Annotated in this window: 19 protein-coding genes and 1 pseudogene; 14 read left to right on the top strand and 6 right to left on the bottom strand. The window is 67.2% G+C overall.

Features of this window, described 5'->3' with window-relative positions; all coding sequences use genetic code 11:
* Positions 1–135: 135 nt before the first annotated feature.
* Together AWB66_RS00505 and AWB66_RS00510 are read right to left on the bottom strand one after the other, a co-directional pair.
* Entirely contained in the window at positions 136–1485 is a 1350-nt protein-coding gene (locus AWB66_RS00505; protein WP_087628303.1) for an ATP-binding protein, read from the bottom strand.
* Positions 1482–2144, bottom strand: a complete 663-nt coding sequence (locus AWB66_RS00510) for a response regulator (protein ID WP_087628304.1) — start codon at positions 2142–2144, stop codon at positions 1482–1484. The genes AWB66_RS00505 and AWB66_RS00510 overlap by 4 nt, the downstream gene beginning before the upstream one ends.
* 189 nt (positions 2145–2333) lie before the next feature.
* Between AWB66_RS00510 and AWB66_RS00515 the strand changes: the two genes are divergently transcribed.
* The 11 genes from AWB66_RS00515 to AWB66_RS00565 all read left to right on the top strand — a co-directional run bounded on the left by AWB66_RS00515 (position 2334) and on the right by AWB66_RS00565 (position 14961).
* Complete coding sequence (locus AWB66_RS00515) at positions 2334–3746, top strand: TolC family protein (protein WP_327353258.1); 1413 nt, start codon at positions 2334–2336, stop codon at positions 3744–3746.
* On the top strand, positions 3736–4797 hold the full coding sequence (locus AWB66_RS00520) for an efflux RND transporter periplasmic adaptor subunit (RefSeq protein WP_235020935.1): 1062 nt from the start codon (positions 3736–3738) through the stop codon (positions 4795–4797). The genes AWB66_RS00515 and AWB66_RS00520 overlap by 11 nt, the downstream gene beginning before the upstream one ends.
* The gene (locus AWB66_RS00525) at positions 4794–7841 is read left to right on the top strand and encodes an efflux RND transporter permease subunit (protein WP_087628307.1); all 3048 of its coding nucleotides are present in this window, start codon (positions 4794–4796) and stop codon (positions 7839–7841) included. The genes AWB66_RS00520 and AWB66_RS00525 overlap by 4 nt, the downstream gene beginning before the upstream one ends.
* Positions 7842–7927: 86 nt before the next feature.
* Positions 7928–8284, top strand: coding sequence for a hypothetical protein (locus tag AWB66_RS00530; protein ID WP_087628308.1), 357 nt, complete (start codon positions 7928–7930; stop codon positions 8282–8284).
* 400 nt (positions 8285–8684) lie between these two features.
* The gene (hpnI, locus tag AWB66_RS00535) at positions 8685–9923 is read left to right on the top strand and encodes a bacteriohopanetetrol glucosamine biosynthesis glycosyltransferase HpnI (RefSeq protein WP_087628759.1); all 1239 of its coding nucleotides are present in this window, start codon (positions 8685–8687) and stop codon (positions 9921–9923) included.
* Between the two features lie 29 nt (positions 9924–9952).
* A complete protein-coding gene (hpnJ, locus tag AWB66_RS00540; protein ID WP_087628309.1) occupies positions 9953–11374 on the top strand; it encodes a hopanoid biosynthesis associated radical SAM protein HpnJ in 1422 nt (473 codons plus the stop codon).
* 2 nt (positions 11375–11376) lie between these two features.
* Positions 11377–12219 carry a hopanoid biosynthesis-associated protein HpnK gene (gene hpnK, locus AWB66_RS00545; protein WP_407642240.1) on the top strand — a complete coding sequence of 281 codons (843 nt, stop codon included), beginning with the start codon at positions 11377–11379 and terminating at the stop codon, positions 12217–12219.
* Positions 12216–13220 carry a lysylphosphatidylglycerol synthase domain-containing protein gene (locus AWB66_RS00550; protein WP_087628310.1) on the top strand — a complete coding sequence of 335 codons (1005 nt, stop codon included), beginning with the start codon at positions 12216–12218 and terminating at the stop codon, positions 13218–13220. Before hpnK ends, AWB66_RS00550 begins: the two co-directional genes overlap by 4 nt.
* 67 nt (positions 13221–13287) lie before the next feature.
* A complete protein-coding gene (locus AWB66_RS00555) occupies positions 13288–13884 on the top strand; it encodes a phosphatase PAP2 family protein (protein WP_087628311.1) in 597 nt (198 codons plus the stop codon).
* Between the two features lie 61 nt (positions 13885–13945).
* Complete coding sequence (locus tag AWB66_RS00560; RefSeq protein ID WP_087628761.1) at positions 13946–14608, top strand: response regulator transcription factor; 663 nt, start codon at positions 13946–13948, stop codon at positions 14606–14608.
* 167 nt (positions 14609–14775) lie between these two features.
* Entirely contained in the window at positions 14776–14961 is a 186-nt protein-coding gene (locus AWB66_RS00565; RefSeq protein ID WP_087628312.1) for a hypothetical protein, read from the top strand.
* A 152-nt stretch (positions 14962–15113) separates the two neighbouring features.
* Here AWB66_RS00565 and AWB66_RS00570 read toward each other — a convergent pair whose 3' ends face one another.
* A complete protein-coding gene (locus tag AWB66_RS00570; protein ID WP_087628762.1) occupies positions 15114–15851 on the bottom strand; it encodes a response regulator in 738 nt (245 codons plus the stop codon).
* 270 nt (positions 15852–16121) lie between these two features.
* On the opposite strand from AWB66_RS00570, the gene AWB66_RS00575 reads away from it, so the two are divergent.
* The 3 genes from AWB66_RS00575 to AWB66_RS00585 are packed head-to-tail and all read left to right on the top strand — an operon-like array spanning position 16122 to position 19108.
* A complete protein-coding gene (locus AWB66_RS00575; RefSeq protein WP_087628313.1) occupies positions 16122–16859 on the top strand; it encodes a response regulator in 738 nt (245 codons plus the stop codon).
* Between the two features lie 14 nt (positions 16860–16873).
* A complete protein-coding gene (locus AWB66_RS00580) occupies positions 16874–18175 on the top strand; it encodes an ATP-binding protein (RefSeq protein WP_200818909.1) in 1302 nt (433 codons plus the stop codon).
* A 36-nt stretch (positions 18176–18211) separates the two neighbouring features.
* A complete protein-coding gene (locus AWB66_RS00585) occupies positions 18212–19108 on the top strand; it encodes a tyrosine-protein phosphatase (protein WP_087628315.1) in 897 nt (298 codons plus the stop codon).
* Between the two features lie 174 nt (positions 19109–19282).
* On the opposite strand, the gene AWB66_RS00590 is transcribed toward AWB66_RS00585, so the two are convergent.
* The 3 genes and pseudogenes from AWB66_RS00590 to AWB66_RS00600 form a co-directional block, all read right to left on the bottom strand.
* Positions 19283–19816 carry a hypothetical protein gene (locus AWB66_RS00590; protein WP_087628763.1) on the bottom strand — a complete coding sequence of 178 codons (534 nt, stop codon included), beginning with the start codon at positions 19814–19816 and terminating at the stop codon, positions 19283–19285.
* A 19-nt stretch (positions 19817–19835) separates the two neighbouring features.
* Positions 19836–20095, bottom strand: a pseudogene (locus tag AWB66_RS00595) (hypothetical protein); the annotation flags it as partial.
* 258 nt (positions 20096–20353) lie between these two features.
* The gene (locus AWB66_RS00600) at positions 20354–21841 is read right to left on the bottom strand and encodes a SulP family inorganic anion transporter (protein ID WP_087628317.1); all 1488 of its coding nucleotides are present in this window, start codon (positions 21839–21841) and stop codon (positions 20354–20356) included.
* Positions 21842–21890: the final 49 nt, after the last annotated feature.

Raw genomic sequence — 21890 nt, forward strand, 5'->3', positions numbered from 1 at the left:
GGTCCTCCGGGCGCGCAAACGCCCCGCGTGGCCCGCGCGCGCGTGGGACTGCGCTTATCGTCAAAGGAATGGCGATGCGGGCGGTCATGCATCGACATTAGACCATCGGTGCACGACTTTCCATCCGAGGAAGCCTCATGAACCGGCCGCCGGCGCGCTGCGCAAGCCGTGCATCCACACCGCGAGTCCGCGCGCGCCGCTGCGGTTGCCCACCGATAACACGGCGCGATGCCGCCGCGCGATCCGCGACGCGATCGCGAGGCCCAGCCCGCTGCCCTGTCCCTGCGCGCCCGCGCCGCGATAAAAGCGGTCGCAGACGCGCTCGATTTCCTCGGCGGGAATGCCGGGGCCGTCGTCGAGCACCGCGAGCGCGATGCCGCTCTCCTCGCGCCGCAACGTCACGTCGACGCGCCCGCCGCGCGGCGTGTGGCGGATCGCGTTGTCGAGCAAGTTGTTGAGCAGCACCGCGAGCGCGTGCGCGTCGCCGATCACCCTGTAATCGTCGGCGGGATCGCTCGCCTGTTCCAGTTCGAGGCCGAGATCGATCGCCTTCGTTTCGGCCAGCATCGAGAAATCGCCGACGCAGAGTTCGCACAGACGCCGCAAGCTCACGGGCTTCATCGACGTTTCGCGCTCGGCGTCCTCGCGCGCCATCGTCAGCAACTGCTGCGCGAGATGGATGATGCGATTCAGGCGCCCTTCGATGCGCGCGAGCGTGTCGCCGCTGCCCGCGAGCGAGCCGTCGCGCACGGCGGCCTGCATCTGCAGCTTGAGCGCCGCGAGCGGCGTGCGCAGTTCGTGCGCGGCATCGGCGACGAACGTGCGCTGCGCCTGCGAAGCGCCCGCAAGACGCAGCAACAGTTCGTTGAGCGCATCGACGAGCGGACGGATTTCGGTCGGCACGGGCTGTTCCAGCCGCACCGGTTCGAGCGATTCGAGTGCGCGGCTTTCGAGCGCCCGCGACAGCCAGCCGATCGGCGCAAGCCCGCGCGCAACGACGAAGAGCACGAGCCCGATGGTGACCGGCACCAGCACGGCGAGCGGCCAGAGCGTGCGCAATGCCAGCTTGAGCGCGAGTTCGTCGCGCACGAAGTACGGCTGCGCGACCTGCACGAAGCGGTCGCGCTGCTCGATGCCGAACACGCGCCACCGATAACCTTCGCGATCGACCGAGCGAAAGCCCTCGCCGATGCGCGGCAGCGCCGGCTCCTTGAGCGGGTGATAGACGAGCCGGCCGGTCTTGTCCCAGATGTCGATGACGAGACGATCGTCGGCGATGCCCTTGAAGTCGTGGCTCGCGTGATCGCTGCTGTCGGCGGACGTGATGTTGGTCGGCAGCGAAATCGCGACGGTGCGCAGTTCGTAGTCGAAGAGTTCGCTCGCTTCCCCGCGCGCCGTGTGAAAGATCCCGTAGCCCGCGACGAGGCACGCGGCCGCAAGACCGAAGATGAGCCAGCCCAGCAGCCAGCGGCGGATCGACGTCATCCGGGCCTCTTCAGCCGGTAGCCGACGCCGCGCACGGTCACCACCTGCTCCGCGCCGATCTTGCGGCGCAGGCTGTGCACATGGACTTCTATGGTGTTGCTGCCGACCTCATCGCCCCAGCCATACAGCTTCTCTTCCAGCTCCGCGCGCCGGAATACGCGGCGCGGCTCTTCGATGAGCGCCTGCAGCAGCGCGAATTCGCGCGGCACGAGATTGAGCGCGACGCCGCTCTTCTTCGCCTCGTGCGCGGCGGGATCGAGCGTCAACTCGCCGTGCGTGTAGACCGGGTGCTTCTGTCCCGTGCGGCGCCTGAGCAGCGCGCGCACGCGGGCCGCGAGCTCGTCGAGGTCGAAAGGCTTCATCAGGTAGTCATCGGCGCCGGCATCGAGGCCGCGGATGCGGTCGTCGACCGCATCGCGCGCGGTCAGGATCATCACGGGCGCGTCACCGCCCGTTCGCCGGTAAGCGTTCAGCACGTCGATGCCGTCGCGCTTCGGCAAGCCGAGGTCGAGCAATACCAGATCGTAGACGCCGTTGCTGAGCGACAGCTCGGCCGCGCGGCCGTCCTGCGCCCAGTCGACCGCATAGCCCGTGCGCCTGAGCGATTCGAGCACCGTCTCCGCGATCATGTCGTCGTCCTCCACCAGTAAAAGACGCATGGTTTTCTCCGCTTTTTTGGCCGCCGAGGCCCTGTAGGAACGCCGATTGTCCCGCCCGCAAGCTTAAGCCTTACTTAAGCGTTCCTTAAGCGTTCCTTAAGCTCGCGCTCCATAGAATCGGTCGCTCCTCGACGTGCGCGGCACGCCTTCGCCGCATGCATGTATTCGATTATCTCCACGGAGCCCCGCTTGCACCCTCGCCCAACGCTTGAGCGCCTGCGCTATGTCGCGGTCATGGCCGCGTGTCTGTCGATGCTCGCGAGTTGCACATGGTACCGGCGCGAGCCGCTTTCGCCGCGCGACACGTCGACGACGCTCGAATCGCTCGAACGCATCCGCATCGATCCCGCGACGATGCCGCTGCCCGAACTTGCCGCGCATCGCTTCGATCCATCCGATGGACTCGACATCGAGGAAGTCGCGATGCTCGCCGTCGCCAACGATCCGGACCTCACGCTCGCACGCGCCGATCTCGGGATCGCCCGCGCGCAGGCGTTCTCGGCGGGCCTCCTGCCCGATCCGCAAGTGGCGATATCGAGCGACTATCCCGGCGCCGAAGGCACGACCCGCGCGTTCAATTATGGCTTGAGCATGGACGTGATGGCGATCGTCACGCGCGGCGCGAACCAGGCGTCCGCCGATGCGACGGTCGTCAAGACCGACCTCGGTCTGCTCTGGCAGGAGTGGCAAGTGATCGCGCAGGCGAAGCAGCTCTTCCTGAAAGCGAGGTTGCAGGCGACCACGCTGCCGCTTCTGCAACAACAGCGCGACCTTTCGCGCACGCGCTACGAGCGCATGGCCGAAGCGCAACGCGAAGGCAACCTGACGGAAGACTCGCTGACCGCCGCACTCACCGCCTACAGCGACGCGCGCAAGCAATATACCGACGCCGAGCGCGCCGCCGAGCAGACGCACCACGATCTCAACGCGCTTCTCGGCATCGCGCCGGAAGTGACACTGAAGCTCGTGGCGGGCATCGACGGCACGGCTTCGGCGCCCGACGACGCGCAGATCGACGCCGCGCTCGCCGCGTTGCCGAAGCGGCGGCCCGATCTGCTTGCGCTGCAGGCCGGCTACGAGGCGCAGGAGCAGAAGTATCGCGCGGCGATCATGAGCCAGTTCCCGAGCCTCACGGTCGGCTTCAACCGCGCGCGCGACACGTCGAACATCTACACCACGGGCTTCCAGATCAGCCTGAGCTTGCCGATCTTCAACCGCAATCGCGGCAACGTCGCGATCGAATCGGCGACGCGCGCGCGCATGCGCGACGAATACCAGATACGCCTCAATCAGGCGCACGCGGACGTCGCGCACCTGCGCGCGGACGCCGCGATCCTCGCGCGGCAGCTCGCGCAGGCCGAATCCGCGCTGCCCGGGGCGCAACAGGCCGCGCTTCACGCACGCGAAGCCTACGACCAGCACGACCTCGCACTCGGCGCCTACACCGACGCGCAGGCGGCCGCACTCACGCGCCGCGTCGACATCGCGACGCTCGCCGAGTCACTCGCGGAACAGCGCGTGGGCTTGCAGGCGATTCTCGGCAGCGCGATCCCCGATGCCTTTCTCTCCGACCAGACTTTCATCGATTCCCATGCGAAATAACCGCCTCTCGCTCGTCATCTCCCTCATGGCGCTTGCGATGCCGACGGCATGGGCCGACGACGCGACCGTCGCCGTGACGACCGCCGCCGTCCATCGCGATGCCATTGCGCAGCCCGTGCGCGCGTATGGCGTCGTCGCGGCGTCGGCGGCGAATCTCACCACGATCAACCTGCCCTACGTCGCGCGCATCGTGCAGATGCGCGTGCAGCCCGGGCAGACGGTCTCGCGAGGGACGCCGCTCTTCGTGGTCGAGGCCGATCCCGCCGCCGCGCTCGCCGCCACGCAGGCAAAAAGCGCGGCCACGCTCGCCGACGGCGAACTGGCCCGCACGCAATCGCTCTACGACAAGAGCCTCGCGACCGCCTCGCAACTCGCGGCCGCGAAGAAGGCCGCGCTCGATGCGCATCAGGCCTTCGCGGCGCAGGAGAAAACCGGCGTAGCGAACGGCAACAAGCCGATCGCCGCACCGGCCGACGGCGTCGTGCTGCAGGTGCAGGCGAACACCGGCGATCAGGTGCAGGCGGGCGCGCCGATCCTGCAACTCGTCGCGTCGGGCACCGGCAACGACAAGCGCGGCAACGTCACGCTCGGCGTCGATCCCGCCGACGCCGCCGCGATCCATCCCGGCGACAACGTCACGCTGCGCGGCCTCTCGACGGCCCTCGCGAACAACGCGGTGCAGGGTCGCGTCGTGCTGGTCGGCGCGTCGATCGACCCGCAAACGCAACTCGTCAACGTCGGTGCGAACGTGCCGCTCGGCTCGACCGCGTTCATTCCCGGCACGCGGGTCGCCGCCGATATCGCGACGTCGAATGGCACGCACTGGATCGTGCCGCGCACGGCCGTCCTGAAGGACGACAAGAGCGCCTACGTGTTCCAGGTCACGCCCGCGAAGAAGGCGCGCCGCGTGAATGTGTCGATGAAGACCGAGGACGGCGCGCGCTACGGCGTGGAAGGCCCGCTCGACGCATCGCAGCCGCTCGTCGTCACCGGCAACTACGAACTGAAGGACGGCATGACGGTGCGGCCCGCAGGGGGCGCCGTCAAATGAATTTCGGTCAATGGATGCAGGCGCACCGGCGCTCGCTGCTGTTCGTGATCGCGTTGTCGGCCATCGCGGGCGCGCTCACCGCGTTTCGCCTGCCGATCTCGCTCTTTCCGAACGTCGCGTTTCCGCGCGCGGTGGTCTCGCTCGACGCCGGCGACCGGCCGGCCGAGCAGATGGCGACGCTCGTGACGATGCCGGTCGAGGAAGCGCTGCGGCGCGTGCCCAACGTGCGCGATGTCGAATCGAAGACGAGCCGCGGCGCCGCCGAGATCTCGATCAACTTCGACTGGGGCACCGACATGGCGCAGGCCACGCTGCAGGCGCAGTCGGCCATCGGCGAGATACTCGGCACGCTGCCGCAAGGCACGTCGATGCAGGTGCGGCGCATGGACCCGACCGTGTTCCCGGTGCTCGCCTATAGCCTCACGTCGAAACAGCAGACGCTTTCCGCGTTGCATGACCTCGCGCAATTCCAGATGCGGCCGCTCTTGTCGTCGGTGGAAGGCGTCGCGCGCGTCGACGTGACGGGCGGCGCCGAGGACGAATTCGAAGTCGCCATCGACCCCGCCCGGCTCGCGGCCTACAAGCTCTCGCTCGCCGATGTGTCGAAGGCGATCGGCGCGAGCAACGTGCTGATGGCGACGGGCCGCATCGAGGATCACTACAAGCTCTATCTGGTGATCGCGAACACGACCATCACGCGCATCGACGAACTGAAGAACGTGGTCGTGCAGGCGAACGGCACGGCGCAGGTCCGCCTCGGCGACATCGCGACGGTGCAAAAAGGCGTCGTGCCGCAATGGATGCGCGTGACCGCCGACGGCCAGGACGCGGTGCTCGTGAACATCTATCAGCAGCCAGGCGCGAACAGCGTCGCGATGGCGAAGGCGATCCGCGCGAAGCTCGCCGACTTTCAGCACCAGATGCCGGCGGGCGTGCATCTGTCCAATTGGTACGACCAGAGCGAACTCGTGATCGCGTCGGCCACGAGCGTGCGCGACGCGATCATGATCGGCGTCGTGCTCGCGGCCTTCACTCTCTTCGCGTTCCTGCGCAACTGGAAGATCACGGCCATCGCGGTCGCGCTCGTGCCGGTCGTGATGGCCGCGACCATTCTTCTGCTCGATGTCTTCGGCATGGGCTTCAACATCATGACGCTCGGCGGCATGGCGGCGGCGGTCGGCCTCGTGATCGACGATGCCATCGTGATGATCGAGCATATCGTGCGGCGCATGCGCGAAGGCGGCGCTAAAGCGTTTCATGGACGCGTGATGTCGGCGGCGCTGGAGTTCACGCGGCCGCTCGCGGGGTCGTCGGCGGCGACGCTCATCATCTTCGTGCCGCTCGCGTTTCTGTCGGGTGTGACGGGCGCGTTCTTCAAGGCGCTCTCCGTGACGATGGCAAGCGCGCTCTTCATCTCGTTCCTCGTGACCTGGCTGGCGGTGCCGATTCTGTGCGACCGCTGGCTCAAGCCGCGCGACGCGGAGGAGCATCGCGAAACGCGCCTCGCCGCATGGATGAACCAGCGTTACGGCTCGCTCGTCGAGCGCGTGAGCGCGCGGCCCTGGCTCGTGCTGGTCGGGCTCGTGCCGCTTGCGGTGGTCGCGGCGATCGCGTTCATGCGCGTGGGCAGCGGCTTCATGCCGACGATGGACGAAGGCGGCTTCGTGCTCGACTATCACACGAAGCCGGGCACGTCCGTCAGCGAAACGGACCGGCTCATGAAGCAGATCGAGACGATCGTGAGCGCGAACCCGAACGTCGCGACCTATTCGCGCCGCACGGGCGCGGGGCTCGGCGGCGACCTCAACGAGCCGAACAAGGGCGACTTCTTCGTGCGGCTCAAAGCGGGCGGTCGCGAGCGGATCGAAACCGTGATGGAGGAAATCCGCTCGAAGGTCGAAACGCAGGTGCCCGGCGTCAGCATAGAGCTCGCGCAACTGATGGAAGACCTGATCGGCGACCTGACCGCCGTGCCGCAGCCCGTGCAGATCAAGATCTATTCCGACGACCAGACGACGCTCGACACGACCGCGCGCAAGGTGGCCGCCGCCATCGGCAAGATTCAGGGCGTGGTCGACGTGAACGACGGCATCAATCCGGCCGGCGACGCGCTCGAACTGCACATCCGTCCGGACGCCGCGGCCGCCGAAGGCATGGACCCGCAGGCGATCGCGCAGGCGGTGTCGGACATGATCGAAGGCAGTGTCGCGACGCAGTTTCAGAGCGGGCCGAAGACGGTCGGCGTGCGGGTGCGCGTCGCGGGCGCCATGAAGCTGACCGACACGCAACTCGGCGAGTTGCAGATCCGCGCGCCGGACGGGCACCTGTTCGCGCTCAGGCGCGTCGCGGAGCGTGTCGCGGTGAGCGGTCAGCCCGAGATCAGCCGCGACAATCTCAAGCGCATGGTGGCGGTGACGGCGCGCATCGACGGACGCGATCTCGGCTCGACCATCGCCGACGTGCAGAAGGCGCTCGGCACGGCGGGCCTCCTGCCGAACGGCGTGTACTACGAACTCGGCGGTCTGTATCAGCAGCAGCAGATCGCCTTCAAGGGGCTGATGAGCGTGTTCGGCGCGGCGGTCGCGCTCGTGTTCGGCCTGCTGCTCTTCCTGTACGAACGCTTTCGCTTCGCGCTCGCCGTGCTCGCCATGCCGCTCTTTGCGACCGGCGCGGTGTTCATCGGGTTATGGCTGACCGGCATCGAACTGAACATCTCCGCGATGATGGGCATGACGATGATCATCGGCATCGTGACCGAAGTCGCGATCTTCTATGTGTCGGAGCTGAATGGCCTGACGCGGGAAGAAGGCGTGCCGTTCGAGCGCGCACTGATCGAGGCCGGACGCAACCGCTTGCGCCCCATCGCCATGACGACCATCGCCGCGATTCTCGCGCTGTTGCCGCTCGCGTTCGCGCTCGGCCAGGGCTCGGCGATGCAGCAGCCGCTTGCCATCGCGATCATCTCGGGCCTGATCGTTCAGTTGCCGCTCGTGCTGCTCGTGCTGCCGGTGCTCCTGAAGCTGCTGATGCACCGCAATAAGTAACACGTCGTCCGCTTAAGGGTCTCCTAAGGTAGGCGCCCGCACCATGACGCAAAGCGATCCTCATGCGTGCCGTTCGGGAGACAACCATGCAAGTGCCCACTTTCGTTGCGATCCGCGCGAATCTGGTGCTGTTCGCGCTCGCGGTGGCGCTGTCCGATGCGGCTTGCCTACTCGTGACCGTGCTGTTCGGCCGGCCGGACACGATGAGCCAGCCCGCCGCGCGCATTGCCGCGCTGGGCGGCGCGGCGGCGCTCGCGATGCTCGTCAGGCGGCGGGCGCGCCGGGCCTTCGATGCCGCCGAATCGTCGCGGCAACTCGCATGGTCCGCGAACGGGTGCGACGAGCCCGGCATCGCCGCGACATGCCGCGAGGACTGGCTCGTGCAACTGCACATCGAGCTGAACCGGGGTGCGGCGCAAGGGAAGGCGGCCGCCAAAGGATAGCGGCTTTCCGCCATGGCGGTTCAACCGGCGTGCGGCCTAAGTCTGATCTAAGTCTGGCCGGTCAGAGTGGATTTTGCGGAGGCGCCATGTATCTTCGGCGACGCGCTTCGAAGCGACACCCCCCACGCGGACGGCCGCGGCCTCGGAATCGTGACCGTCCTCTTCAGCCCGGCGAAAGCCGGGCTTTTTTTGTTTGCGCGTGTCTTTTCCGGAGTGCGTTAGCGAGCTTAAGCGTTTCTTAAGCATGGGCGAGGCAGCCTTTCGACCTTGCGAAATCCGCGACAGTCCAGGCAAACCGCAATGCAAAGGGAGCCGCCGTGTTCAACAGCATGACGACAGCAACGCTCGCAGTCATCCGTAAGCGGAATCATCCTTTCCCGGCCGGGCGGAAGGCTTCATGATGACGCCGTCGCTGCCCTTCGCGGAATGGGTGATCATCGTCCTGTGCTGCATCGCGAGCTGCTACGTGGCCGTGGCGTCGCTTCTGCGTCCTGCCGTGCGCGAGACGGCCGCCGGAACGCGTGAAGCGCGTTGCCCGTCGAGGACCGCGGCGGTCAGCGTGCTCAAGCCGCTGTGCGGCGCGGAACCGCGCCTCATGCAGAACCTCGAAACCTTCTGCGTGCAAACCCACCCGTCGTATCAACTGCTGTTCGGCGTGGCGTCGGCGAGCGATCCGGCCGCGGTAGTCGTCGCGCGTCTGCGAAGCGCCTATCCGCATCTCGACATCCAGCTCGTGGTCGATGACTCGCATCACGGCAGCAACCGCAAGGTCGGCAACCTCATCAATCTTGCGGCGCACGCGCGGCACAACCTGCTCGTCATCGCCGACAGCGACATCGCCGTCGAGCCCGACTATCTCGCGCGCGTCACCGCGCCGCTCTTCGAGCCTGATGTCGGCCTCGTCACGTGCCTTTATCGGGCGCGGCGCATCGGTGGCTTCTGGGCGCGGATCGGCGCGCTCTTCATCGACGAATGGTTCGTGCCCTCGGTCCACCTCGCGCACGCGGCGGGTTCGCGCAGTTTCGGTTTCGGCGCGACGCTCGCGCTCACGCGTGACACGCTCGCCGCGAGTGGCGGCTTTCGTGCGCTGCGCGACTGTCTCGCCGACGACTACCGCCTCGCCGAACGCGTCCGCGATCTGGGCCTCGCCGTCGTGCTCTCGGACGTGGTGGTCGCGACCGACGTGACCGAGCGCGACTTCGCTTCGCTCTGGCGCCGCGAGACGCGCTGGCTGCGCACGATCCGGTCCGTCAACCCGATCGGCTTCGCGTTCCTGTTCATCACTTTCACGTCGCCGTGGCTCGTCGCGAGCGGCCTGCTTGGCGTCGGCATGGATGCGAGCGGCGGCGCGATCGAGCATTCGTATGTCGACACCATCGTCGACCTGAGCACGTCGCTCGGCTTGAGCGCGCGTCTGCTGTTGCACTGGCGCAGCGCGCGCAGCTGGCGCGGCTTCTGGCGCGACCTGCCGCTCCTGCCGTTGCGCGACGCGCTGCTCGGGCTGGAATGGCTCGCGGCGGGGTTCGGCAGCAGCGTGTCATGGCGCGGTGCGCGCGTGCGTGTCGACAGCGCGCGAACCGCGAGCGAGCCGCATCTGCGTCCCGACTGCGACGCGTCCGATCTTCCGGATCGGCGATGAATCCCCTTTTCACGACAGAGAGTTCCGCCATGAAGACACTGTTCCTGCAGGTTCCGTCGTTCGACGGTTTCGATGGCGGCGCAGGCTCGCGCTATCAGGCCAGGCGCGAGATTCGCTCCTTCTGGTATCCAACCTGGCTCGCTCAGCCGGCCGCGCTCGTGCCCGATAGCCGCGTGCTGGATGCGCCCGCGGACGGCCTTGGCGTCGAGGAGACGCTCGCCATCGCGGCGCAGTACGAACTGGTCGTGATCCATACGAGCACGCCGTCGTTTCCTTCGGACGCGCTCTTCGCCGAGCGCCTCAAGGCGATGCGGCCGCGCGTGCTGGTCGGCATGGTCGGCGCGAAGGTCGCGGTCGATCCGCACAATTCGCTCACGGCGACGGATGCGCTCGACTTCGTCTGCCGCGAGGAGTTCGACTTCACCTGCAAGGAGATCGCCGAAGGCCGGCCGTTCGCTGCGATTCGCGGACTGAGCTATCGCCTGCCGGACGGTTCGATCGAGCACAACGAAGCGCGCCCGATCCTCGAAGACATGGACGCGCTGCCGTTCGTCGCGCCCGTCTACCAGCGCGACCTCAAGATCGACAACTACTTCATCGGCTATCTGAAGCATCCGTATGTGTCGATCTACACGGGGCGCGGCTGCCGCTCGCGCTGCACGTTCTGCCTGTGGCCGCAGACGGTCGGCGGCCATCGCTATCGCGTGCGCTCGGTGGAGAACGTGCTCGCCGAAGTGAAATGGATTCGCGACAACATGCCCGAGGTCAAGGAGATCATGTTCGACGACGACACCTTCACCGACTTCCGCCCGCGCGTCGAGCAGATCGCGCGCGGACTCGGCGAACTCGGCGTGACGTGGTCGTGCAACGCGAAGGCGAACGTTCCCTTTTCGACGCTCAAGGTGATGAAGGAGAACGGCTTGCGGCTCCTGCTCGTCGGTTACGAATCGGGCGACGACCAGATCCTGCTCAACATCAAAAAGGGCTTGCGCACCGACATCGCGCGGCGCTTCAGCGAGGATTGCCGCAAGCTCGGCATCAAGATCCACGGCACGTTCATCCTCGGGCTGCCCGGCGAGACGCGGGAGACGATCGAGAAGACCATCCAGTATGCGAAGGAGGTCAATCCGCATACGATCCAGGTCTCGCTCGCCGCACCTTATCCCGGCACGACGCTCTACCGGCAGGCCGTCGAGAACGGCTGGCTCGAAGAGAACAAGGTGATCAATCTCGTCAGCAAGGAAGGCGTGCAACTCGCGGCGATCGGCTACCCGCATCTGTCGCGCGACGAGATCTATCATCAGCTTGAAAATTTCTACAAGCGCTTTTACTTCAGGCCGTCGAAGATATGGGAGATCGTGCGCGAGATGCTCGTCAGCTGGGAGATGACGAAGCGGCGCCTGCGCGAAGGCGTCGAATTCTTCCGCTTCCTGCGCACGCACGAGGCCTGAGCGTGCGCGGCGTGATCGTCACCGCCGACGACTTCGGCCTGCACCCACGCGTGAACGAGGCGGTCGTGCTCGCGCATTGCGACGGCGTCTTGTCCGCGGCGAGCCTGATGGTCGGCGCGCCCGCCACGCAAGGCGCGATTGCATGCGCGCGCGAGTTGCCGCACCTGCGCGTGGGCTTGCACATCGTCCTCGCGGACGGCTACGCGACATTGCCGCATCACGCGATTCCCGATCTCGTCGACCGCGAAGGCCGCTTCGGTTCTTCAATGGCGCTGGACGGTCTGCGCTTCTTCTGCCTGCCGCATGTGCGCGCGCAACTCGCGGCGGAAATCCGCGCGCAGTTCGAAGCCTTCGCGGCGAGCGGCCTCGCGCTCGATCACGTCAACACGCACAAGCATTTTCATCTGCATCCAACCGTGCTTGCGCTGATTCTCGATATCGGCCGCGAGTTCGGCCTGCGTGCGATGCGCCTGCCGAACGAACTGCACGGCTCGATCGGACTGCGCCCGTGGATCGCGCTCGCGAAAGCGCGCATGGCGCGCGCGGGCGTCGACCATAACGATCGTGTCGCGGGCCTGGCGCTCACGGGCCGCATGGACGAAGGCGCGTTGCTCGCGGTGCTCGCGCAACAACCGGATGGCGTGCTGGAGATCTACTGCCATCCGGCGAGCGTGGGCACGGGCCCACTCACGTCGTCGATGCGCGGCTACCGGCACGCCGATGAACTCGCCGCGCTGCGCTCGCCCGCGGTCGCCGGGGCGCTCGCCGCGAGCGGCGCGATGCAGGGCGGTTTCGCCGACATCTTCGGCCACCAGGCGCGCGCCGCCGCGCGGGTGCGGGCATGAGACGCGGGCTCATGCTGTTGCGCTGGCCGGCGGCCTTCGCGCTCGTCGCCGCGATCGCGCTTCACGACGGCATCGCGGATGCGTGGCGCCTCGTCGAGCGAGCCGGCCCGCTCTTGCTGTGGCTCGTGCCGCTGCATGCGTTGCCACTCCTGCTCGACGCTCGCGCGTGGCATCTGCTGCTGCAGCGTCGTATCGCGCTGACGGTGCTGTGGCTCATCGCCGCCGTGCGCGAGGCAGTGAGCCGACTGTTGCCGGTCTTCGGCATCGGCGGCGAACTCGCGGGCATCCGGCTCGCGAGCCGCTTCATGCAGGACCCGTATCGCGTGAGCCGTGTCAGCGCGTCGGTGGTCGTCGAAGTGCTCGTGACGATCGCCGTGCAGTACGCGTTCGCGATGCTCGGGCTCGCGCTGCTCTATGCGGGCAGCACGAACGCGCAGGTCGGGCGGGCGGTCGGCGTGGCGCTCGCCGTCTCGCTGCCGCTGCCCTTCGTGCTGTTCGCGCTGCTGCGGCGCGGCGGCCTCTTTCACGGGCTCGCGCGCATCGCCACGCGTCTGCTGCCGGCACGCGACGCATCGTCGTCCGGCATCGACGGCCGCCAGCTAGATGCCGATATCCGCGTGCTGCTCGGCAAGCCGCGGCTGCTCGCCGCCGCGTTTGCATGGCAGTTCGCCGGCTATCTGCTCGGGTCCGCGGAGATCTATCTGGCGCTCGCGCTGCTCGGGCATCCCGCGAGCATCGGCGCGGCCATTGCGATCGAGGCGATCACCCAGGCCGTACGCCAGGCGGTGTTCATCGCGCCGGCCGGGCTCGGCGTGCAGGAAGCGACGGTCGTCGCGGTGGCCCGCGCGTTCGGCATCGGCGGGGAAGCTGCGCTCTCGCTCGCGCTCGTGCGGCGGATGCGCGAGATCGCCTGGGGGTGCATCGCCACCGCCGCCTGGCGGGTGGTCGAGGCGCGCGGTCTGCGCGAACCCGTCGCGATCCGGCGCCGCACGCTGCGCTGAAGGTTCCTCGGAGTCCGCTAAGTCTTCCTCGTTACGGTCGCAAACAATCACCCGCCCCTGGATGCTCATGGAATCACTCAATCAATCGCTCTTCCTCCTGATCAACGCCCCGGCGCATCCGAATCCTTATGCGGTGACAGCCGCATTCGTATTCGCCGACTACGCGATCTGGCTCGTGCCGCTCGCGCTCGTCATCGGCTGGCTGCGCGGCGACGATGCATTGCGGCGCGGACTGATCGAAGCGAGCGCCGCGGCGCTGGCTGCCCTGTTCTTCGCGCAGATCGTCGTGGCGCTGTGGCCGCATCCGCGACCGTTCATGATCGGACTCGGCACTCATCTGATGCCGCATATCGCCGACCCTTCGCTGCCGAGCGACCATCTCACGTTCCTCTGCGCCGTTGCAGCGAGTCTCATGCTGCATGAGCGCACACGCCGCGCCGGCGCCCTGCTCGCGCTCCTCGGCGTGCCGATCGCGTGGTCGCGCATCTATCTCGGCGTGCATTTCCCGTTCGACATGCTCGGCGCGGCACTCGTCGCGAGCGCGGCCGCCTGGCTCGCGGCGGCCACCGGGCGCTGGTTCCAAGAGCCGCTCCTGCGCATGGCGACGGCCGTCTACCGGCCGCTGTTCGCGCCGCTCATCCGGCGCGGCTGGGTGGCGCGATGACGCGCTCGCAAACGGTGGGCTATGCTCGGGCGTGGCGATCATGAACAAGCGGAGCGGCGCGATGAGGGTATTGCTAGTCGAGGACGACCTGATGATCGGTGAGGCCGTGGCGAGCGTGCTGAGGGACGCGAGCTACGCCGTCGACTGGGTGTGCGACGGACAGACCGCGCTCGCGAGCATCGAGACGCAGGTGTACGACGTGGTGCTGCTCGACCTCGGCTTGCCGAAGCGCGACGGTCTCGACGTGCTGCACACGGTGCGCGCGTCGATGAATCCGGTGCCGCTCGTCGTCATCACGGCGCGCGATACGGTGGAAGACCGCGTGCGCGGCCTCGACGGCGGCGCCGACGACTACGTGCTCAAGCCGTTCGAAATGACCGAGCTGCTCGCCCGCATGCGCGCGGTGATGCGGCGGCGCGGCGGGCAGGCGGCGCCCGTCATGACGAATGGCACGCTCTCGCTCGATCCGGCGACGCGCGAGGCAGTCGTCAACGGCCAGGCAACGCGCCTTTCCGGCCGCGAGTTCTCTCTCCTGCAGGCGCTCATGATCCGGCCGGGCGCGATTCTTTCGCGCGCCGAACTCGAAGACCGCATCTACGGCTGGAACGAGGAAGTGGAAAGTAACGCGGTCGAATTCATCATCTATTCGCTGCGCAAGAAGCTCGGCAGCGACGCCATCAGGAACGTGCGCGGGGTGGGCTGGATGGTGTCGAAGGAAGGGTGAGGCGCGCATCTCTTTCACCCTCTCTCACACGCGGTAACGGCAAGTAAGAACCCCCGGAAACCGCGCGTTTCTCGCTTCATCGGCGAGACGGTCCCTACGTGAAGATTCATGCATCGACGAGCCACCCGGCGCTTCGATCCAGACGACCCCTCTTCACGGAACAGGCCATGACCGTCAGCAACCCGATCGGCAATCACGCCCCGCAATCGCCCGCGCACACCCTGCCGCTTCAGCGCAACACCGTCACGTCCGGCGCGGCATCGACAAAATCGACGACGACGCCCGCGACCCCGGCGACGCCCACTCTCTCGCGGCCTTCGCATCTCGGCACGACCATCGACACGACCGCCTGATCCGCCGATGCTCGCCCGATACGCCTTTCGCGCCGCATGCGGCGGCGCGCTGATCGCCTGCACGTTGATGCTCGCCGACTCCGCTACGATGGGCTGGTTGCAGCGGCTCTTTTTGAGTGTGCTGACTTTTTAGGGGCTGGCGCGTCGGAAGCCTACGCGTGCCCTCGAACGCGCTCGGCAGCCCCCGTCTCACCGTGCGGCACGAAGATGTACCCCTGCCCCCACACGGTCTGCACATACCGCGGGTCCGAAGGATCGGTTTCGAGCAGCCGCCGCAGCCGCCAGATCGACACGTCGAGACTCCGGTCGCGATACGACCCCGCCTGTCCGCGCAGCTTCTCGTTCAGTTGCGAACGCGTGAGCACCATCATCGCGTTCTTCACGAAGATCTTGAGCGTCGCGAACTCGCCGGAACGCAGCGGCACGCGCTCGCCTGCGCGGCGCAATTCGCGCGCGCAGAAGTCCACTTCGAACGGCCCGAAACGATACGGCGGACGATTCTCCGGCGCGCCCGGCACGGCCGCATGACGGCGCCGCACCACCGAGCGGATCCGCGCCACCAGTTCGCGCGGATCGAACGGCTTCGCGAGATAGTCGTCGGCGCCGAGTTCCAGGCCGATCACGCGATCAACTACATCGGCGCGCGCAGTCAGGAAAATCACGGGAATGTCCTCGCCGCTGTCGCGCAACTCGCGCAACGCGCTGATGCCGTCGCGCTCGGGCATCATCACGTCCAGCACGACAATCGAGGGCCGCTCGGCTTCGATACGGCGCTTGAGGCTCGCGCCATCATGCAGCACGGAGACCGCGAAGCCATGCGATTGCAGATACTCGCGAACGAGGTCGCGCACCACGGGGTCGTCATCGACGATCAGTACATGTTGAGTCATGCGATTCATTTTAAGACGCATCGCGATCTTTCCGCGATACCGAACGGCTTTCCGATTCTTACTGCGCTCGTCTCGCCTGATGTAGGTGCGCGCGCACGCCCGAACCCGCGCCACGCGGGCCGACCGTAGTTTTTACCGCATGAAACAAGCGTTATTTTGGTCGCGAGACGAAGCGCGCAAACGCTTTCCACAAGACTGCGTAAGATTCGGTAATGCGTTCGCGCGCGCCCGGACGTCATCAATTTCGAGATGCGGTAATAAAATTTCGGGATGACTACATCGGTTCTGATCGTCGACGACGACCCCATGGTGCGCGACCTGCTGTGCCGCTTCCTGAGAACGCGCGGCTTCGACGTGTCGGTCCTGCACGACGGCCGCGGCCTGCGCCGGCGGCTCGAAGTCGAGCGGCCGTCCATCGTCGTGCTCGACATCATGATGCCGGACACGGACGGATTGCAGACGCTGCGTCAGTTGCGCGCCGCCGGCGACGACATCCCCGTGATCCTCGTCACCGCCTGCGGCAGCGTGACCGACAAGGTGAGCGGCCTCGAAGCCGGCGCGGACGACTATCTCGCGAAGCCTTTCGATCCGCGCGAGCTGCTTGCGCGCATCGAAACGGTGCTGCGGCGCCGCGCGCCCGTGGCGAGCAAGCCGGAGCCGCGCGCGCGCGAGCGCTTCGGCCGCTTCGAAGTCGACTTCGTGACGCGCTCGCTGATGTCGGGCGACGAGCGCATGCCGTTGCGCGACAGCGAGTTCGCGTTGCTGAAGGTGTTCATCAGGCACCCGTACAAGGTGCTCTCGCGCGTGCTGATTCACGATCTGGTACACAGCGACGATCTCGCGTTCCGCGATCGCGGGCTGGATGTGCCCATCTGGCGCCTGCGCCGCATCGTCGAGGACGATCCGTCGAATCCGCGCCACATTCAGACGGTGCGCGGCCAGGGCTACGTGTTCGTCCCGGACGCCGACGGCGCCGTCTTCCCCGGCACGGACGCGCCCTCCCGATGACCCTGCGAACGTCCCTGTGCCGCCCGTTCAACTCGCTGTTCGGGCGCATGGCGCTGATCTCCGTGACCGTGCTCGTCGTGGTGCAGGCGGGCTGGTTCACGCTCCTGGCGATCGAGCGTCCGCTGCACGACGCCGACGGCTACGCGCGCGGTCTCCTGCTCGTGATCGAGGCGGCCAACAGCGACGCGACGCTCGGCGGACGCCTCGCGCGCGCGATGCGCGTCCATCTCGTGCCGGTGTGGAACATGCCCGCATCGGTCGAGTTGCGCGATCCCGCGAAGACGCCGCTCGCGCCGCTCGCGCGTCAGCTCGCGGGCGACCTGCCGCCGGGCACGCAACTCGCGGTCGACGGCAACGAGGAGCGCCAGCCGCGCCTCTGGGTGCGCTATCCGAAGAGCAGCAACTGGATCGTCACGCCGATCGACCTGCCGCCCGCGCCGCCCTTCATGATGGAGTCGATCGCGATGCTAATCGGCGCCGTGGTCCTCTCGCTCTTCGCGACGTGGCAGTTGCAGCGCCCGCTCACGCGCGTCGCGCAGGCGGCCCGCCGCTTCGGCGCGGGCGAGCGGCCGGTGCCGGTCGGCGAGAAGGGCCCGCGCGAATTGCGCGACCTGATCGGCGCCTTCAACCAGATGATGCGCACGATCAGCGACGCCGATGACGACAAGGCCGTGATGCTCGCGGGCATCGCACACGACCTGAAAGCGCCGCTCACCCGGCTCAAGCTGCGCACGAGCATGCTCGTCGACGACGACACCGAGCGCGGTCACTTCATGCGCGACATCGACTCGCTCACGCGCATCGTCCAGCAGTTTCTGGAGTTCGCGGCGCGCTCGCCCTCGCACGGGCCGGAAGTCGGCGTCGATGCGTTTCTCGCCGAGCAATTCTCCTTGCCGGAGGACAGCGACGCGCCGCTCTTCGCGCTGTCGCTCGAAGCGGGCGACGCGTTTCGCCTGCCGCGGACGTTCATCGACCGGCTGATGACGAATCTGGTCGACAACGCGCTCGAACACGGCGAGCCGCCGGTCGAGATCCGCACCGCGCGGCACGCGGGCGAATGGATCGTCGAAGTGCGCGATCACGGTCCGGGCATTCCCGCCGACCGCATCGAGGAAGCACTCAAGCCGTTCGTGCGGCTCGATCCCGCGCGCAGCGGCGACGGCCATTGCGGGCTCGGCCTCGCCATCGTCGGCCGACTCGCGGGCGAGCATGGCGGACGCTGCGAAGTGCGCAACGCGGCGGGCGGCGGGCTGCTCGTGCGCATCGCGATGCCCGCCGCCGCGCGCCATGAAACACGCGTAGCCGAAATCGCCTGAAGCGATTGCCCGACCGATCACACCATCGACTTCGACATGCTCTCACTTTTCCTGCGCGACGCCCCGCTTTCGCGCCGCGCGTTCCTGCGCGGCGGCACCGGTTCCGCGCTCGCATCCGTTGCGGCCGGCGGCTTCGGCACGAGCCTGCTCGCGGCTTGTGGCGGCGCGAATGACAACGCGCAGGCAGTCGACACGCCGCGTCTCGCCTCGGTCGAAAACTTCCGCGACATTGCCGGCGATGCAAGCGGCTATCCGACCGCCGATGGCCGTCGCCTGCGACGGGGCGTGGCCTATCGCTCGGGCACCCTCGCGCCCGACGACAACGACGCCGCCGCGTTGAACCGCCTGCAAATCCAGGCGGTTCACGACCTGCGCACGCTCGACGAGGCATCGCTCGCACCGGACCGCGTGCCGGCCGGCGCCACGCGCGATCTCGCCGAGATCGCGCCATTCGACTTCGCCTCCGCCGCGCCCGCCAGCGCAGACGCCGCCAGCGCGTGGATCGCCGAAGCGCAGCGTCGTCTCGTGCTCGATGCGACGGCGCGCGCGCGGCTCGGCGTCGTCTTCACGCGCCTCGCGAACACGGCGGGGCCGCAGATCGTTCACGGGGCGACCGGCAAGGACCGCACCGGTTGGGCCGCCGCGCTGCTGCTCGCGATCGCGGGCGTGCCGCTGGATGTGATCGTGCAGGACTATCTGCTGACCAATAGCGTCGCGGCCGCGGCGATCCAGTCGCGCATCGATGCGCATGCGGCGCGCACGGGCACGGTCGCGGCCAACGTCACGCCGCTCTTTCGCGCGCAAAGCACGACGCTCGAAGCCGCGTTCGACCAGATGCAGCAGAGCTTTGGCACGTTGACGGACTATCTGGTGAAGGGCCTGGGCGTCGCAAGGGCGGACATCGAGATGCTGCGGGCGAGGTTCGTGCTCTGAAAGCGAGAAGCGCCGCGCGGATAAAAAGACGGTCCATCCCGGGAAGACCCGGGCGGACCGAAAAGGGATCGATATTGAAGCAACTACGACCCAAAGATAGCAGCGCGTGCCCGTCGCCATTGGCCGAAGTAAAGCTCGGGAAGAATGCAGGAAGCCCGCTTAGCGCGCCCTCGACTAGTCCGCCCGCGCGACCACCATCTTGTCGACGAGCGCGGCGAGCTTCTGACGCGCGCTCGCGAAGCGGTCGACGTTCAGTCCGTGCATCTCGTAGCGCGCCGTCACCAGAATCTGGCCTTGCTTCACGAGCGTGAGGTCGATGGCGGCCAGATACGAGGTCGGTTCGTCGCTGAACGCGCGGCGGTCCCAGTCGGTGGTCGCGGCGTACATGAGCATCGCTTCGCAGCCGGGCGGCGACGTGCCCGGGTTGTAGACCATCGAGTTCACGCCGCGCCGCTGCAACGCGAGTTGCAAGGTCGGCACGAAGTCGCTCGCGTTGACCGTCTGGTTCAGTTCAATGCAGACCGAGCGCAGCGTCGCGGGCGTGCCCGTGACGAACGACGGCGACGAATAGTTCGATGCCACCGTGAAACCCGCCTGCACGAGCGAGCCGGCGGCATCGGCGGCCGAGATGAGCGTCCACGCGCAACCCGAGAGCAGGTTCGCGCCCACGACCGACACGCACGCCGCCGCGCACTTCGCACGATTCATCGAATGCATCGCCGGCGCTTCAGCGCACGACGCGAAGGCGAAGCGCGTTCGGGCCGTCGATGGCCGCCGTCAGCGCGACGGCACGCGCGGCGCGGGCGCCGCTTTCGTCGTTCGCGCGAATCACGAAGCGCTGGCGCGTCGCGGTGTTGACGTCGTGTCTCACGTCGGGAAAGCACGCGGCGATATCGGCACCGAGTTCCTGCAGCGGATCGGCGACGACGCCATCCGCGCCCCAGTGCGCCTCCAGCGACAATCGTACGCATGGGCGCTCGCGCGGCAGATGCCTTGTCCGGGCGCGCCGGCGGGCATCGGCGGATGCGCGGCATCGAGCGTGCTGTTGAGCGCGGAGTAACGGGAATGGATACGAAGACGTGCTTGCATGGCTTGACGGTGCGTTTATCGAGGGTTGGCTTACATGGCGCAATCGACTGATCGCGCATCGTCATGTTCGGGCAACCTTGCACCGCGCAAAGCGGCAAGCAACGTTCGTCTTCGCGAAGTTCTTTCGAGGTGTTCGGCTATTGCAGAAACTTTCGCTCAGCAATCGAGCGCAAGTCCCACGCGGGCGCGTTGCAACATCCGCTGGCAGCGCGCGGACAGGTTCGTGAGCGTCAAGTGTTTGCCGGCCTTTTCATAACGCTCGTTGATGGCCTCGACCGCCGCGATGGCGGAATGATCGGCGAAACGCAGATGACTGCAATCGATCGTCACGTGCTGCGGATCGTTCAAAGGATCGAACAAGCTCTGGAACTGCGCGCTCGAAGCGAAAAAGAGCGTGCCATGCGGAACGTAGGTTCGCGCGCCTGCCTCGTCTTTCCTGTCGCTGCGGATTTCGCCCGCGTGCTGCCACGCGAAATTCAGCGCCGCGATCACGACGCCGCACAGGACCGCGATCGCCAGGTCGGTGAACACGGTGATCGTCGTGACCGCGACGATCACGAGCGCGTCGTTGCGCGGCACCTTGTTCAACGCGCGCAATGAACCCCACGCGAACGTCTGCTGCGCCACGACGAACATCACGCCGACGAGCGCCGCGAGCGGAATGCGCTCGATCAGCGGCGAGAAGAACAGGATGAAGAGCAGGATCATCACGCCGCTCGTCACGCCCGACAGGCGCGAGCGTCCGCCGGAACTCAGGTTGATCATCGTCTGGCCGATCATCGCGCAGCCGCCCATCGCACCGAACAGACCCGACACCACATTGGCCGCGCCGAGCGCGATGCATTCGCGGTTCGGCTGGCCGCGCGTTTCGGTCAGTTCGTCGGTGAGGTTGAGCGTGAGCAACGTTTCGAGCAGCCCGACGACCGACATCAGCACCGCGTAGGGAAACACGATGGAGAGCGTCTCGACGTTGAACGGCACGCTCGGGATCGCGAAGGTCGGCAGGCCGCCCGCGATGTGCGCCATATCGCCGAGCGTTCGCGCCGGCAGGTGCAGCAGTTGCGCGAACACGCCCACGCCCACGATCGCGACGAGCGCGGGCGGCACCGCCTTCGTCAGGCGCGGCAGCAGGTAGACGATGCACATCGTCAGCGCGACGAGGCCGCACATCAGCCAGAGCGCGTCGCCGTGAAGCCAGGCGGCACCGGCGGACGTCGTCTCCTTGAAGTGTTCGAGTTGCGCCATCGCGATGATGATCGCGAGGCCGTTCACGAAGCCGAGCATCACGGGATGCGGCACCATGCGGATCAGCTTGCCGAGCCGCAGTAGCCCGAACAGGATCATCAGCGCGCCGCCGAGGAGGACGGTCGCGAGCAGATATTGCACGCCGTGCTGCACGACCAGCGCGACGATGACCACCGCCATCGAACCGGCCGCGCCCGAAATCATGCCCGGACGGCCGCCGAAGAGCGCCGCGATCGTGCAGATGAAGAACGCGCCGTAGAGGCCCATCAGCGGGTTCAGTTGCGCGACGAGCGCGAACGCGATGCACTCGGGAACGAGCGCGAACGCGGACGTGAGGCCCGCGAGCACATTGCTGCGCATGTCCGAAAACCGGCTGGTTTCGGCGGTGAGAACTTCCATGAGATGTCCGGGAACTGTTGGGGCGAAGCGGGGAATGCGATGGGCTGGC

This window comes from Caballeronia telluris (assembly GCF_001544495.1).
Lineage (GTDB): Bacteria > Pseudomonadota > Gammaproteobacteria > Burkholderiales > Burkholderiaceae > Caballeronia > Caballeronia telluris.

Bases quoted from the DNA above. Each gene is read 5' to 3' on its own strand.
- AWB66_RS00565 (WP_087628312.1), top strand. From the start codon at position 14,776: ATGACCGTCAGCAACCCGATCGGCAATCACGCCCCGCAATCGCCCGCG.
- AWB66_RS00505 (WP_087628303.1), bottom strand. From the start codon at position 1,485: ATGACGTCGATCCGCCGCTGGCTGCTGGGCTGGCTCATCTTCGGTCTT.
- AWB66_RS00525 (WP_087628307.1), top strand. From the start codon at position 4,794: ATGAATTTCGGTCAATGGATGCAGGCGCACCGGCGCTCGCTGCTGTTC.
- AWB66_RS00530 (WP_087628308.1), top strand. From the start codon at position 7,928: ATGCAAGTGCCCACTTTCGTTGCGATCCGCGCGAATCTGGTGCTGTTC.
- AWB66_RS00550 (WP_087628310.1), top strand. From the start codon at position 12,216: ATGAGACGCGGGCTCATGCTGTTGCGCTGGCCGGCGGCCTTCGCGCTC.
- AWB66_RS00560 (WP_087628761.1), top strand. From the start codon at position 13,946: ATGAGGGTATTGCTAGTCGAGGACGACCTGATGATCGGTGAGGCCGTG.
- AWB66_RS00575 (WP_087628313.1), top strand. From the start codon at position 16,122: ATGACTACATCGGTTCTGATCGTCGACGACGACCCCATGGTGCGCGAC.
- AWB66_RS00570 (WP_087628762.1), bottom strand. From the start codon at position 15,851: ATGACTCAACATGTACTGATCGTCGATGACGACCCCGTGGTGCGCGAC.
- AWB66_RS00555 (WP_087628311.1), top strand. From the start codon at position 13,288: ATGGAATCACTCAATCAATCGCTCTTCCTCCTGATCAACGCCCCGGCG.
- AWB66_RS00520 (WP_235020935.1), top strand. From the start codon at position 3,736: ATGCGAAATAACCGCCTCTCGCTCGTCATCTCCCTCATGGCGCTTGCG.
- AWB66_RS00600 (WP_087628317.1), bottom strand. From the start codon at position 21,841: ATGGAAGTTCTCACCGCCGAAACCAGCCGGTTTTCGGACATGCGCAGC.
- AWB66_RS00510 (WP_087628304.1), bottom strand. From the start codon at position 2,144: ATGCGTCTTTTACTGGTGGAGGACGACGACATGATCGCGGAGACGGTG.
- hpnI (WP_087628759.1), top strand. From the start codon at position 8,685: ATGACGCCGTCGCTGCCCTTCGCGGAATGGGTGATCATCGTCCTGTGC.
- AWB66_RS00590 (WP_087628763.1), bottom strand. From the start codon at position 19,816: ATGAATCGTGCGAAGTGCGCGGCGGCGTGCGTGTCGGTCGTGGGCGCG.
- hpnJ (WP_087628309.1), top strand. From the start codon at position 9,953: ATGAAGACACTGTTCCTGCAGGTTCCGTCGTTCGACGGTTTCGATGGC.
- AWB66_RS00585 (WP_087628315.1), top strand. From the start codon at position 18,212: ATGCTCTCACTTTTCCTGCGCGACGCCCCGCTTTCGCGCCGCGCGTTC.